Source organism: Vibrio gigantis, from assembly GCF_024347515.1.
Lineage (GTDB): Bacteria > Pseudomonadota > Gammaproteobacteria > Enterobacterales > Vibrionaceae > Vibrio > Vibrio gigantis.
Genome location: NZ_AP025492.1, coordinates 486,514 through 499,332, shown reverse-complemented (window position 1 = coordinate 499,332; position 12,819 = coordinate 486,514). Strand labels below are relative to the sequence as shown.

Here is a 12,819-nt window from a genome sequence, read left to right as displayed (position 1 = left end):
TTTATGATGAAAAAACCTTTGCTTGCTTTATCAGTACTGACTTTAAGCTTAAGTTCAATCATCACCCCCATTCAAGCAACGGCCGCACTGCCATTAAGTGTGGGTAATGAGGAATTGCCAAGCCTCGCGCCTATGCTTGAACAAGTGACCCCTGCTGTGGTTAGTATTGCCGTAGAAGGCAAACAGGTACAACGTCAGCAAATCCCTGAACAATTTCAATTCTTTTTTGGTCCAGAACAAACACGAGAGCGTCCATTTCGCGGGCTAGGCTCTGGTGTCATCATTGATGCCAAGAAGGGCCACATTGTGACCAATTACCATGTCATCAATGGCGCGGACGATATCAAGGTAAAACTGCATGATGGCCGAGAGTACGATGCTGAGCTTATCGGCGGCGACCAGATGTCTGATATCGCACTGCTAAAATTAGAGAAGGCCAAGAACCTTACCCAGATAAAAGTCGCGGACTCAGATAAACTAAGAGTTGGTGATTTTAGTGTCGCGATCGGTAACCCATTCGGACTCGGTCAAACAGTGACATCCGGTATTGTTTCTGCGCTCGGCCGTAGTGGCCTGAATCTAGAAAACTTTGAAAACTTCATTCAAACCGATGCAGCAATCAACAGCGGTAACTCTGGTGGTGCGCTAGTGAACCTCAACGGTGAGCTGATTGGTATCAACACTGCCATTCTTGGCCCTAACGGAGGCAATGTCGGTATCGGCTTTGCAATCCCATCCAATATGATGACAAACCTGACAGAACAAATTCTCGATTTTGGTGAAGTAAAACGCGGCATGCTGGGTGTTCAAGGTGGAGAAGTTACCTCCGAATTAGCAGAAGCACTCGGTTATGAATCCAGTAAGGGTGCCTTTGTTAGCCAAATAGTTCCTGACAGTGCAGCAGATAAAGCAGGGCTGAAAGCCGGTGATATTATTGTCTCTATAAATGGCAAACGCATTGATACCTTCAGCGAGTTAAGAGCGAAAGTCGCAACACTCGGCGCAGGTAAACAGATCGAGTTGGGCGTGGTTCGCGACGGAAAGAACAAAACCTTTGATGTGACGCTTGGTGAATCCACCAATAACAAAACACAGGCTGAGAAGCTCCACGAAGGACTGGCTGGTGCTGAGTTAACCAATACAACTGAAAGTGACTCAGCAACGGGCGTCAAGGTGTCGAGTGTTGCTCAAGGCTCACCAGCCGAAGCCTATCAGCTTCTGAAAGATGACATCATCATAGGGGTAAACCGTCAATCAGTTAAGAACCTTGCCGAGTTTAGAGAGATTCTTGAAAAACAACCTGGTGTATTGGCGCTTAATATCCAGCGAGGCGACAGGACTATCTATCTTGTGATTCGATAGTCTGACGTCAGCGCAATTACAGGGAGACTGAGTAAGTTTGCTTTAAACTTACTCAGTCTCCCTTTTCTTTAGATCAATCAAAATGCTATGCTTCACTTGTAATCAAGTCGGTCATCCATCTCCGGAGGCTTCACACCTTACTTGTTGAAGAGGGAAACATGCTGTCCTTTCTATTTCGTTCTATTTCCCTTGGACTCGTTTCAGCGGCGCTTATACTTCTCGCATTTCCGAGCTTAAGACCAGCGATTGTGTCTGACGTCACTAGCCCTAAAGTCGATAATATTGGCTCTCTTCAGATTTCATTTAACCAAGCAGTTCGCCGCGCGGCACCTGCAGTGGTTAATATTTACAGTCGTAAATACGCCGAAAGCGATCGCAACAAACTGCTCACTCAAGGATTAGGTTCAGGGGTCATTGTCAGCGAGAAAGGCTACATCATTACCAACTTCCATGTTGTGGCTCAAGCAGACCAAATAGTTGTGGCACTTCAAGATGGCCGAATAGCAGCAGCGCAACTTGTCGGTTCAGACAAACGCACCGATATCGCGATACTTAGAGTCAGTGGTGACAACCTACCAGTGATCCCACTCAATCCTAATTACAAAGCCAATGTCGGTGATGTAGTGCTGGCTATCGGCAACCCATACAACCTAGGCCAAACAACTACCTTTGGTATCATCTCAGCAACAGGGCGCTCTTCGATCAGTGCTGATGGCCATCAAGCCTTTATCCAGACCGACGCAGCAATCAATGAAGGTAACTCAGGTGGCGCGCTGGTCAACTCACAAGGTGAGCTAGTCGGTATTAATACAGCTTCTTTCCAGCAAGCTACCGACATGGAAACCTACGGAATCTCATTTGCTATCCCCTACCCACTTGCCAATAAAATTATGGAGAAGATCATTGCCGATGGGCGCGTGATTCGCGGTTATATTGGTATTGACGGACAAGACATCAACTCGGTGACGTCACGCTTGCTTGGTAATAAGAACATCGGCGGTATTGTTGTACTAGGAATAGACCCGAACGGCCCTGCAGCTGATGCTGGCTTTGAAGCACAAGATATTATTGTTAGTATCAACAACACCCAAGTTAACGGGCGACAGAGTGTAATGGACATCGTTACCGACCTACGACCGGGCACGGTTATCGATGTGGGTATATTGCGCCAAGGTGAGAACAAGACTCTTAAAGTCACCATCGCTGAAGATACTCGTTTGTAGAGCAAGCCTAAAGTTAGTAATTCAAACCGAAAAAGTGCGAATCGAATAATATACAGATACAAAAAACCCAGCTCTCAGGCTGGGTTTTCTTTTATCCGAAAATGGTATCAAGCGTCTCTACGATTCGCTTGGTTCATCGATATCGATACGAGTCACTCGCTGTAATCCTCTCGGCAGTAACCCACCACGACGACCACGCTCACCACGGAAGTTTTCAAGATCCGCTGGTTTCAAGCCAAGCTTACGTTTACCGGCATAGATAGTCAGCGTTGCATTCTCTGGGATAGCCATGAGATGCGATACAAACTCTTCACGCTCTTTTGCTTTCGCAGAAGGGATATTGATGATCTTGTTACCTTTACCCTTACTCAACTGAGGTAGGTCTTTAATAGGGAACAACAACATACGGCCTTGGTTAGTAATCGCCAGAATTTGGTTACTGTCCAAGTCAGCAATAGGGCTTGGCATCATCACTTCAGAAGCTTGCGGCAAGTTAACCAACGCTTTACCGCTCTTATTCTTAGATAACAGATCGCTACCCTTACAAACAAAGCCATAACCCGCATCAGAACCGACTAACCATAACTGCTCATTCTCTCCCATCACCACTTGGCGAATAGAGGTACCTGGGCTGACGTTCAAGCGACCTGTAATTGGCTCACCTTGGCTTCGTGCCGACGGTAATGAATGTGACTCAAGGGAGTAGCTTCGGCCATCACTGCCAAGAAACACCGCTTGTTGGTTACTCTTGCCTTTAGCGCTCGCTAAGAACTTATCACCCGACTTATAGTTCAAACCTTCAGCATCAACTTCATGCCCTTTGGCATGACGAATCCAACCTTTCTCAGACAACACAACCGTGATTGGTTCGCTTGGTACTAAGTCGCGTTCTGTTAGCGCTTTCGCTTCAGCACGCTCAATCAGAGGTGAACGACGATCATCGCCGTATTTATCCGCATCGGCTTGGATTTCTTTCTTGATCAACGTATTCAAGCGACGCTCTGAACCTAGTAATTTTTCAAGCTTCTCACGTTCAGCCTCAAGCTCTTCTTGCTCTGCTCGGATTTTAAACTCTTCTAACTTAGCTAAGTTACGAAGTTTGATATCAAGAATCGCATTGGCTTGAATTTCAGAAATGTTGAAACGGCTCATTAGGACAGGACATGGTTCGTCTTCTGTTCGAATGATCTCAATCACTTCATCGATATTAAGGTAAGCCGCTAGTAAACCTTCTAAGATGTGCAAACGCGCCAGTACTTTATCTAGACGGTATTGCAGACGGCGACGAACCGTTGTGCGACGGAACTCAATCCACTCTTTCAGGATTTGAACTAAACCTTTAACTTGTGGGCGGCTATCTAGGCCAATCATGTTCAAGTTAACACGGAAGTTCTTCTCAAGATCCGTTGAAGCAAACAGGTGGCTCATCAGTTGATCACAATCGATACGATTCGAACGAGGAACCACTACGATGCGAGTTGGGTTCTCGTGATCCGATTCATCACGCAGATCGTCAACCATCGGCAGCTTCTTAGCGCGCATCTGGTTAGCGATTTGCTCAAGTAACTTAGCGCCCGACACTTGATGAGGCAGCGCTGTGATAACAATATCAGAGCCTTCTTTATGCCAAACTGCACGCATCTTGATACTGCCACGACCTGTTTTGTAGATCTTTTCGATATCCGACTTCGGAGAAATAATCTCAGCTTCTGTTGGATAGTCAGGGCCTTGCACGCTTTCCATGATCTCCGATAGCTCAGCTTTCGGACTATCGATTAACTTAATCGTCGCATCCGCAATCTCACGCACGTTATGTGGTGGGATATCCGTTGCCATACCTACCGCGATACCAGTAATACCGTTAAGTAGGATATGAGGCAGACGAGCTGGCAACATCTGTGGCTCTTTCATCGTGCCATCAAAGTTGGGTTGCCACTCAACCGTACCTTGGCCTAATTCGCCAAGTAGAACTTCAGCAAATTTAGACAGTTTTGCTTCGGTATAACGCATCGCTGCAAATGATTTCGGGTCATCAGGAGCACCCCAGTTACCTTGACCATCAACCAACGGGTAACGGTAAGAGAACGGCTGCGCCATTAGAACCATGGCTTCATAACAAGCAGAGTCACCGTGCGGGTGATACTTACCTAATACGTCACCAACGGTACGTGCTGATTTTTTGTATTTCGATGCAGCCGATAAGCCCAGCTCAGACATCGCGTAGATAATACGACGCTGTACTGGCTTCAAGCCATCACCGATATATGGCAATGCACGATCCATGATCACGTACATTGAGTAATTTAAGTAGGCATCTTCGGTGAACTTGCGCATTGGCAACTGTTCAACGCCATCATATGTAATTTCGTTAGACATCCATTATACCTCGGCCATATCACCGTTAGTTTGTAGCCATGTACGGCGATCATCAGCGCGTTTCTTACCAAGCAGCATGTCCATCATCTCATTGGTCGCTTCGCTGTCATCAATCGTTAACTGAACAAGGCGACGAGTGTTTGGATCCATAGTGGTTTCACGCAACTGAAGTGGGTTCATTTCACCCAGACCTTTGAATCGTTGCACGTTGATCTTGGCTTTCTTCTGCGATAGACGCTCAAGCACACCATCTTTCTCCGCATCATCGAGTGCGTAGAACACTTCTTTACCGCAATCGATACGATACAGAGGAGGCATTGCCACATAGATATGACCCGCTTCAACCAAAGCATGGAAATGACGAGTAAACAAGGCACATAGCAGTGTCGCGATATGAAGACCATCCGAGTCCGCATCGGCAAGAATACAGATCTTACCGTAACGCAGGCCAGATAAATCATCGTTGTCCGGGTCGATACCCAGAGCTACCGAGATGTCGTGCACTTCTTGCGAAGCCAATACTTGGTCTGCTGACACTTCCCATGTATTTAGAATCTTACCACGCAGTGGCATCACCGCTTGGAACTCACGATCACGAGCTTGTTTAGCTGAACCACCTGCCGAGTCCCCTTCCACGAAGAAGATTTCAGTACGGCTTAAATCTTGAACTGAACAGTCAGTTAACTTACCCGGCAGTGCAGGCCCTGAAGCGATTTTCTTACGCACAACCTTTTTGCTTGCGCGCATACGGCGGTGGGCATTCGCAATACAAGCTTCTGCCAACTGTTCTGCCAGTTGAGGCTTTTCGTTCAACCACAGGCTAAACGCATCTTTTACCACACCAGAAACAAACGCAGCGGTTTGACGCGAAGAAAGGCGCTCTTTTGTTTGACCAGCAAACTGCGGATCTTGCATCTTCACCGATAGCACGTAAGAACAGCGATCGAAGATATCGTCACCCGTTAGTTTAACACCACGAGGCAGGAGGTTACGGAATTCACAGAATTCGCGCATTGCATCAAGCAGGCCTTGGCGTAGACCGTTTACGTGTGTACCACCTTGTTTAGTCGGTACTAAGTTCACGTAACTTTCGGTGATCATATCACCGCCTTCTGGCTGCCAAATGATCGCCCAGTTCGCCATTTCTGTTTCAGCAACGAATTCGCCAACATAAGGTTCTTCAGGCAGCAAGGTGTAGCCTTTCACGCCTTCAGCAAGATAGTCTTTTAGACCATCTTCATAGAACCATTTATGTTCTTCACCACCGACTTTGTCGATAAAAGTGATTTCTAAACCTGGGCAAAGAACTGCTTTTGCTCGTAGGTTGTTGATAAGACGAAGTGTCGAGAATTTAGGGCTATCGAAATACTTAGGATCAGGCCAGAAATGTACTGATGTACCACTGTTACGATGACCACAAGTGCCTGTTACAGTAAGTTCTGTTACGGCATGACCGCCTTCAAGTGCAATCTCGTGAACCTGACCTTCTCGGCGTACAGTCACTTCAACACGTTTTGACAGCGCGTTGACGACCGAGATACCTACACCGTGCAGACCACCAGAGAACTTGTAATTATTGTTCGAGAATTTACCGCCAGAGTGGAGCTTAGTTAAAATCAGCTCAACACCTGAGATCCCTTTTTCAGGGTGGATATCGACAGGCATACCACGGCCGTCATCGGTAACTTCTAACGATTGGTCTGCGTGAAGCACCACTTTGATCTTCTTAGCGTGTCCCGCTAGTGCTTCATCGACCGAGTTATCAATGACTTCTTGGGCAAGGTGGTTAGGTCTTTCTGTCTCAGTATACATTCCTGGGCGGTGTCGCACAGGATCGAGACCTTCAAGTACCTCGAGGTCTTTTGCATTATATTGTTCAGTCATAATACGGAGTTTACTCAAAAAGTTTGCGTCAGTTCGCTGGCTCCAGTTTCACTAAAGCAGAATCATTACTATGAACCGTCATAGTAGAGCGAACGAGCGAAGTATTGGGGAATATAGTCTGGAAGCTGAGTAATGATGTCAAGCTAGTTCAAAAACTAAGACATCAAACTATGATATTTCACCATTGATAGATGAAATAACAGGCAAACAAGAGAAAATCACTCTATTGATGAAACAGATTAAAGGTTTAGAAAAGTGACGATTTGTTGGGGGTAGCGTTCAAAATCAACAAAGCTATGATCCCCACCCTCTTCTACTGTCTGTGTCGCACCTTGGTACTTCTCTACCGCTTGTCGGTAATCCAGAACTTCGTCTTCCGTTTGCTGAAGTAACCAGAAGTCACTCGGCTTAACGATAGCCGGAACCTCTAATGCCTTCAGTTCATCGATATGCTTTGTTTCCAGCACATATCGTTCATCGGTATATGGGTTGACTTGCTCACCTAAATAATCAGCAAGAAGCTCATACGGCTTTACGGCTGGGTTTACAACCACCGCCTTGAAACCATAGTGACTATTTAACCATGTTGAAAGATAACCACCCAGCGAGCTACCGACTAACGCGATCTGATATTGATCTTTATATTGCTCCACCAGCTGCTGTAAATGCAGAGCGGCTTGCTGAGGGAAACTCGGCAGTTGAGGCGTCACAACTTTAATATCAGCGCGATGTTGAGCACAGTACTCAGCCATCACTGTCGCTTTATGAGAACGTGATGAACTGTTAAAACCATGAATATAGAGAAGCAATGATGGCTTAGTGGTTTGTTGCTGTTCAGAACCAGACATTAATAGCCTCCTACATCAATAGTCACTAACATCAATAACCAGCGGCTTCGAAGTCAGGTAAAAACTGCCCATGAGGCAGACGGCGAACTTGCGTACTGACCGTACCATCTTGATGCAATTCGATCTCTCTCCAACCAGGAGACAAAGTATCGACGGCAAAGTCATCTGAATTCGGTTTGAATTGCACGCAAGTCGACGGTGTTGCCATGACTTGTACACCATGATGATCTCGGTTCATGTCTTGATGAACATGACCACACAGCACTGCTTTCACATTAGTATGCTGTTGAACCACGTCCCAAAATTGGTCTGCGTCTTTCAGGTTATGTTGATCCAACCATGCACTACCAACCAATAGCGGGTGGTGGTGTAATAGAACCAAGGCATTGCGTTCAGGGAATTCCGTCAGCTTTTGTTCAAGTAGATCAAGCTGTTGATCACTGAGACGCCCATGAGGTACACCAACCACTTGAGAATCCAGCATCACCATCTGCCAGTTATCGCCTAGCAATACATGCTCAACGCACTGTATTTGTGGTGATGGTAAAACACTGCCCATATTAGGTTTAAAGTCATGGTTTCCTGGCAGCCAATAACACGGCTTTTCCAAAGGTTGAATCCCTGACTCAAATTTCTGGTACGACTCTGCACTGTGATCTTGAGAGATATCACCAGTAGCCAAGATCGCTTCATAATCGAAGTCCTGGCTAACAATGCCATCGACTACAGCACGAAAGCTATCTTGAGTGTTGATGCTTAATAAGCTGCCATTGCTCGGCGCAAACAAATGCGTGTCCGTTAGCTGCACAAGCTTAATAGTGCTCTCATCAAATTTTGAAGTGTGTGATAATTCCAAAATAACAAATCCAGATACGTTACTGTTTAGACTTAAAAAGTGTTGTTAAATAGGCTCAATTAAAAGGCAATTGGAGTTCGGCTGATACCCGTTTTTAAACAAAACGTTAACCATTCTCCAAGAAATTTATTCAATTGAAATTTCTCGTCCTTTTGAAGAAGCTTAGTGTTGGGATAGTCATATTTCGCTTTGACTCGTGAAAAATCCCCGCTAGCGCACACTTCTGCAACTCGAGCATCGTGATATAGCCTGACAGACATTTTTGGCAAAGGAAACACTGGCATCGCGTCACTCTGACATATATCTATTAATGTGGTGTATTTTGTGACCTCATTCACTGTCAATTGATACACCATATTAACGGCTTGGTAACAGCGCACGTCACCAACCTCATGCCCAACCGGTAACAAAGCGTTAAGTTTGGCATAGTTAGTCTCGTAAACTCGCATCAATTCAGCAAGATCAACATGATACGGTTTTTTAACCGCTATATTTGGCATGACGTTAATCTATCCACTCTGACTGTAATTCTTGGTAGTTCAATTGTAGCCACTGCAGAGCAATGATCGTGGCTCCATTTTCAAACACACCCTCTTTTACCAACTGATAAGCGGTCTCGCGACTCATCACTTGTACTCGAATGTCCTCACCTTCGTAGTCCAACCCGTGTACCCCTTTAGCTGTCGTTGCATCAACACAGCCAACAAAGACCTCGAGTTTTTCTGAGCAACCGCCAGATGAAGGGTAATACGAAGTAATAGGCAATACAGATCCGACTTCGACTCCAGCTTCTTCCATTGCTTCACGACAAGCAACATCTTGTGGTGACTCATCGGTATCAATAATCCCAGCAACAATTTCGTATTGCCACGGATTTTCATGCTCTAAAGCGCCAACTCGAATCTGTTCGACGATCACGACTTCGTCACGAACGGGATCATAAGGTAACAAAGCGGCCGCATGACCACGTTCAAACATTTCGCGCTCTATTGGTTGGCTCCAGCCTCCCTCAAACAGCTTATGCTTGAATGTGTACTTAACCATTTTAAAAAAACCACGAAACAGCGTCTCTTTTGAGACTATTTCCACATCTTGCGGAGTAAACTCATGTCGTTGATTGTCAGACTGTTGCATTTGGTACCTCACTAAGTGATCTTTACAGTTTACTCATTGTCCGAGTTAACTACCAAGGATAAGGTTCAACTTTTTATATAAAACTTACAATTAAAGTTAAGTTTTAAAAAATAAATATTGCACAAGTGGACAGTTAACTGTAAAAAAGTGCAAAGTTTCGAGTAAATTACCACCAAACTGGGTTAAACTCCTTTAAAGAAAATTCCATAAAAGGCAGGAATAGGAAAATGAAAAAACTGCTTCCACTATTTATCAGTGCAGCAATTGGCAGCCTGAGTTCATCAGCTTTTGCTGATACGCTAGCTGAAGTTTACGACCAAGCAAAACAGAACGATCCACAACTTCTTCGTTCAGCAGCGCAGCGCGATGCCGCTTTTGAAGCAGTAACGTCAAGCCGTAGCTCTTTGTTACCGCAAATTAATCTAACAGCAAACTACGATATCAACCGTGGTGATCGCAGTGATATGAGCAATGACAACAACCAATGGGGTGTTGGCATTGGGTTTAGTCAAGAGCTATACCAACGTTCTTCATGGATCACTCTAGACACGGCAGAGAAAACAGCTCGTCAATCCGATTCAGCATATGCGGCAGAGCAACAAGCGTTGATTCTGCGTACAGCGACAGCTTACTTCGACGTACTTCGTGCTCAAGACAACCTAGAGTTTGTTCGCGCCGAAAAAGCAGCCGTTGCTCGTCAGCTTGAGCAAACTAAGCAACGTTTTGAAGTAGGTCTTTCTGCAATTACCGATGTACATGATGCGCAAGCTCAGTACGATGGCGTTTTAGCAGATGAAGTATTAGCAGAGAACACACTGACTAATAGCTACGAAGGTCTACGTGAAATCACAGGCCAAGAGCACTCTCAGCTAAGCATCCTAGATACTGACCGCTTCTCAGCGAGCAAATCTTCAGAATCAGCTGCAGCACTTGTTGAACAAGCAGAGCAAAAGAACCTTAGTCTACTTGCTGCTCGTATCTCTCAAGACGTAGCAAAAGACAACATCTCTCTTGCAAGCTCTGGTCACCTTCCAAGCCTAACGTTAGATGGTAGTTATGGCCTTTCAGAGCAAACTGACAGCTCTAACAGCCAAAACGATTATGATGCAGATAACCTGAACATTGGTTTGAACTTAGTTGTGCCTCTATACACGGGTGGTAACACGACCTCTTTGACTAAACAGGCTGAATACAACTACGTTGCAGCAAGTGAAGATCTAGAAGCGACTTACCGTAGCGTTGTGAAAGACGTACGTGCATTCAACAACAACATCAGTGCTTCGATTGGTGCTCTGCGCGCTTACGAACAATCTGTTGTTTCTGCTCAGTCTGCTCTTGAAGCAACTGAAGCGGGTTTTGATGTTGGTACTCGTACTATCGTTGACGTACTAGATTCAACTCGTCGTCTATACGATGCGAACAAAAACCTTTCAGACGCTCGTTACAACTACATCCTAAGTGTCCTTCAGCTTCGTCAAGCGGTTGGTACGCTAAGCGAGCAAGACATCGTTGATGTAAACGCAGGCCTAAAAGTCGCAAGCAAGTAATTCTAAATTACGCTAGCTACAGCTACAAAAATGCCGCTCGTCGAGCGGCATTTTTATTATCGATTAAACTGGGTAATCAGAGCCAGAAATTAGCCTCGACCACCTTTGATCGCTTTAATTATTTCAGTAGTCGAGCAACCATCTTCAAAGTTAAGTACTTTAACTTCACCGCCAGCTGCAATCACTTCCGCCCCACCAGCGATCTCTTCAGGTTTGTAATCACCACCTTTTACTAAAATGCTTGGTAGCACTTCAGAGATCAAACGTTGAGGTGTGTCTTCAGAAAACGGTACCACCCAGTCAACCGCACCTAAACCCGCCAATACCGCCATACGGCGATCGGTTGGGTTCACAGGGCGACCAGGGCCTTTCAAGCGCTTTACTGATTCATCAGTATTCACGGCAACGATCAAGCGATCGCCTAACTCAGCAGCATGGTTCATGTAAGAAACATGGCCAGCATGGAGAATGTCAAAGCAACCATTAGTCATAACCACTTTCTCGCCTTTCGCACGAGCACGCTTCACCGCTTCAACCAGTGCTGCTTCAGAGATAACGCCGTAGTCTGTATCTTGACTACCGTGAATCGCTTCCGCTAGTTCAATTGTCGACAAGGTTGATGTTCCCAGCTTACCAACCACAACACCTGCGGCAGCATTCGCCAATGCACAGGCTTCATCCAGTGGCTTACCAGCAGCAACAGAAGCCGCCAGTACCGAGATAACCGTATCACCGGCACCCGTCACGTCGTACACTTCTTTCGCTTGAGTTGGCAAATGGAATGGTTCTAAACCTTTACGAAGTAACGTCATACCATGTTCGCTACGAGTAACAAGTAATGCTTCAAAATCGAACTCTTCGATTAGCGCGAGTCCTTTCTCGATCATTTCTTCTTCAGATTTTACTTTGCCAGCCACCAACTCGAATTCAGCCATGTTTGGCGTAAGTAAAGTCGCACCACGGTAGCGTTCAAAATCAGCGCCTTTCGGATCGATAAACACAGGAACCTTCGCCGCACGCGCTTTTTGGATAAAGCTCTGCACGTGCTCAAGAGCACCTTTTGCATAATCCGATAGAATTACCGAACGTACGTTAGGAAGCGCTTGCTCCATACGAGACAAAACAAGCTCAGGATCTGTATTCTCAAACTTGTCTTCAAAATCAAGGCGAATAAGCTGCTGACCACGGCTCATTACACGAAGTTTAGTAATGGTTGGGTAATCTTCTAACTCAACGAAATCACATTTAACCTTAAGTGCGCCTAAGGTATTTTTTAACACCTCAGCAGGCTCATCTTTACCGGTCAAACCAACGATATGAGCGTGGCCACCAAGTGAAGCAATATTCATTGCTACGTTGGCAGCACCACCAGGACGCTCTTCGTTATTTTCTACTTTTACAACGGGTACAGGTGCTTCTGGTGAAATACGGCCAGTTGGGCCATACCAGTAACGGTCAAGCATTACGTCACCGACAACAAGAACGCCTGATTGGCTGTAGTCAGGTAGAATTGGTTTCATTATGGATCTCCAAAAATCGAATCTGGCTAGAGTCTAGCACACTGATTACAGTGGCTAAACTATAGATAA

At 45.7% G+C, this 12,819-nt stretch carries 10 protein-coding genes; 3 read left to right on the top strand and 7 right to left on the bottom strand.

Going from position 1 to position 12,819, the window contains the following annotated elements:
* The first annotated feature begins 6 nt into the window (after positions 1-6).
* Positions 7-1,362 (top strand): DegQ family serine endoprotease, encoded by a 1,356-nt coding sequence (locus OCV56_RS02275; RefSeq protein WP_086714236.1) that lies wholly within the window; start codon positions 7-9, stop codon positions 1,360-1,362.
* Between the two features lie 158 nt (positions 1,363-1,520).
* The gene (gene degS / locus OCV56_RS02270) at positions 1,521-2,585 is read left to right on the top strand and encodes an outer membrane-stress sensor serine endopeptidase DegS (protein WP_086714237.1); all 1,065 of its coding nucleotides are present in this window, start codon (positions 1,521-1,523) and stop codon (positions 2,583-2,585) included.
* Between the two features lie 117 nt (positions 2,586-2,702).
* Here the strand turns inward: degS and parC are convergent, their stop codons facing one another.
* The 6 genes from parC to nudF form a co-directional block, all read right to left on the bottom strand.
* Positions 2,703-4,961 (bottom strand): DNA topoisomerase IV subunit A, encoded by a 2,259-nt coding sequence (gene parC / locus OCV56_RS02265; RefSeq protein WP_086714238.1) that lies wholly within the window; start codon positions 4,959-4,961, stop codon positions 2,703-2,705.
* 3 nt (positions 4,962-4,964) lie between these two features.
* On the bottom strand, positions 4,965-6,845 hold the full coding sequence (parE, locus tag OCV56_RS02260; protein ID WP_017061428.1) for a DNA topoisomerase IV subunit B: 1,881 nt from the start codon (positions 6,843-6,845) through the stop codon (positions 4,965-4,967).
* 239 nt (positions 6,846-7,084) lie between these two features.
* Positions 7,085-7,693: an esterase YqiA gene (yqiA, locus tag OCV56_RS02255; RefSeq protein WP_086714239.1), complete on the bottom strand. Its 609-nt coding sequence runs from the start codon at positions 7,691-7,693 to the stop codon at positions 7,085-7,087.
* 31 nt (positions 7,694-7,724) lie between these two features.
* Positions 7,725-8,549, bottom strand: coding sequence for a 3',5'-cyclic-AMP phosphodiesterase (gene cpdA, locus OCV56_RS02250; RefSeq protein ID WP_086714240.1), 825 nt, complete (start codon positions 8,547-8,549; stop codon positions 7,725-7,727).
* Between the two features lie 59 nt (positions 8,550-8,608).
* On the bottom strand, positions 8,609-9,049 hold the full coding sequence (locus OCV56_RS02245) for a DUF1249 family protein (protein WP_008222561.1): 441 nt from the start codon (positions 9,047-9,049) through the stop codon (positions 8,609-8,611).
* Between the two features lie 4 nt (positions 9,050-9,053).
* Positions 9,054-9,683 (bottom strand): ADP-ribose diphosphatase, encoded by a 630-nt coding sequence (gene nudF / locus OCV56_RS02240; protein ID WP_086714241.1) that lies wholly within the window; start codon positions 9,681-9,683, stop codon positions 9,054-9,056.
* Positions 9,684-9,910: 227 nt separating this feature from the next.
* Here nudF and tolC point away from each other — a divergent pair, with 227 nt between their 5' ends.
* On the top strand, positions 9,911-11,230 hold the full coding sequence (gene tolC / locus OCV56_RS02235) for an outer membrane channel protein TolC (RefSeq protein WP_086714242.1): 1,320 nt from the start codon (positions 9,911-9,913) through the stop codon (positions 11,228-11,230).
* 89 nt (positions 11,231-11,319) lie between these two features.
* Here tolC and hldE read toward each other — a convergent pair whose 3' ends face one another.
* Complete coding sequence (gene hldE, locus OCV56_RS02230; protein WP_017061423.1) at positions 11,320-12,750, bottom strand: bifunctional D-glycero-beta-D-manno-heptose-7-phosphate kinase/D-glycero-beta-D-manno-heptose 1-phosphate adenylyltransferase HldE; 1,431 nt, start codon at positions 12,748-12,750, stop codon at positions 11,320-11,322.
* Positions 12,751-12,819: the final 69 nt, after the last annotated feature.

Excerpts from the sequence above, each read along its gene's own strand:
- OCV56_RS02275 (WP_086714236.1), top strand. The coding sequence starts at position 7 with ATGAAAAAACCTTTGCTTGCTTTATCAGTACTGACTTTAAGCTTAAGT.
- degS (WP_086714237.1), top strand. The coding sequence starts at position 1,521 with ATGCTGTCCTTTCTATTTCGTTCTATTTCCCTTGGACTCGTTTCAGCG.
- parC (WP_086714238.1), bottom strand. The coding sequence starts at position 4,961 with ATGTCTAACGAAATTACATATGATGGCGTTGAACAGTTGCCAATGCGC.
- parE (WP_017061428.1), bottom strand. The coding sequence starts at position 6,845 with ATGACTGAACAATATAATGCAAAAGACCTCGAGGTACTTGAAGGTCTC.
- yqiA (WP_086714239.1), bottom strand. The coding sequence starts at position 7,693 with ATGTCTGGTTCTGAACAGCAACAAACCACTAAGCCATCATTGCTTCTC.
- OCV56_RS02245 (WP_008222561.1), bottom strand. The coding sequence starts at position 9,049 with ATGCCAAATATAGCGGTTAAAAAACCGTATCATGTTGATCTTGCTGAA.
- nudF (WP_086714241.1), bottom strand. The coding sequence starts at position 9,683 with ATGCAACAGTCTGACAATCAACGACATGAGTTTACTCCGCAAGATGTG.
- tolC (WP_086714242.1), top strand. The coding sequence starts at position 9,911 with ATGAAAAAACTGCTTCCACTATTTATCAGTGCAGCAATTGGCAGCCTG.
- hldE (WP_017061423.1), bottom strand. The coding sequence starts at position 12,750 with ATGAAACCAATTCTACCTGACTACAGCCAATCAGGCGTTCTTGTTGTC.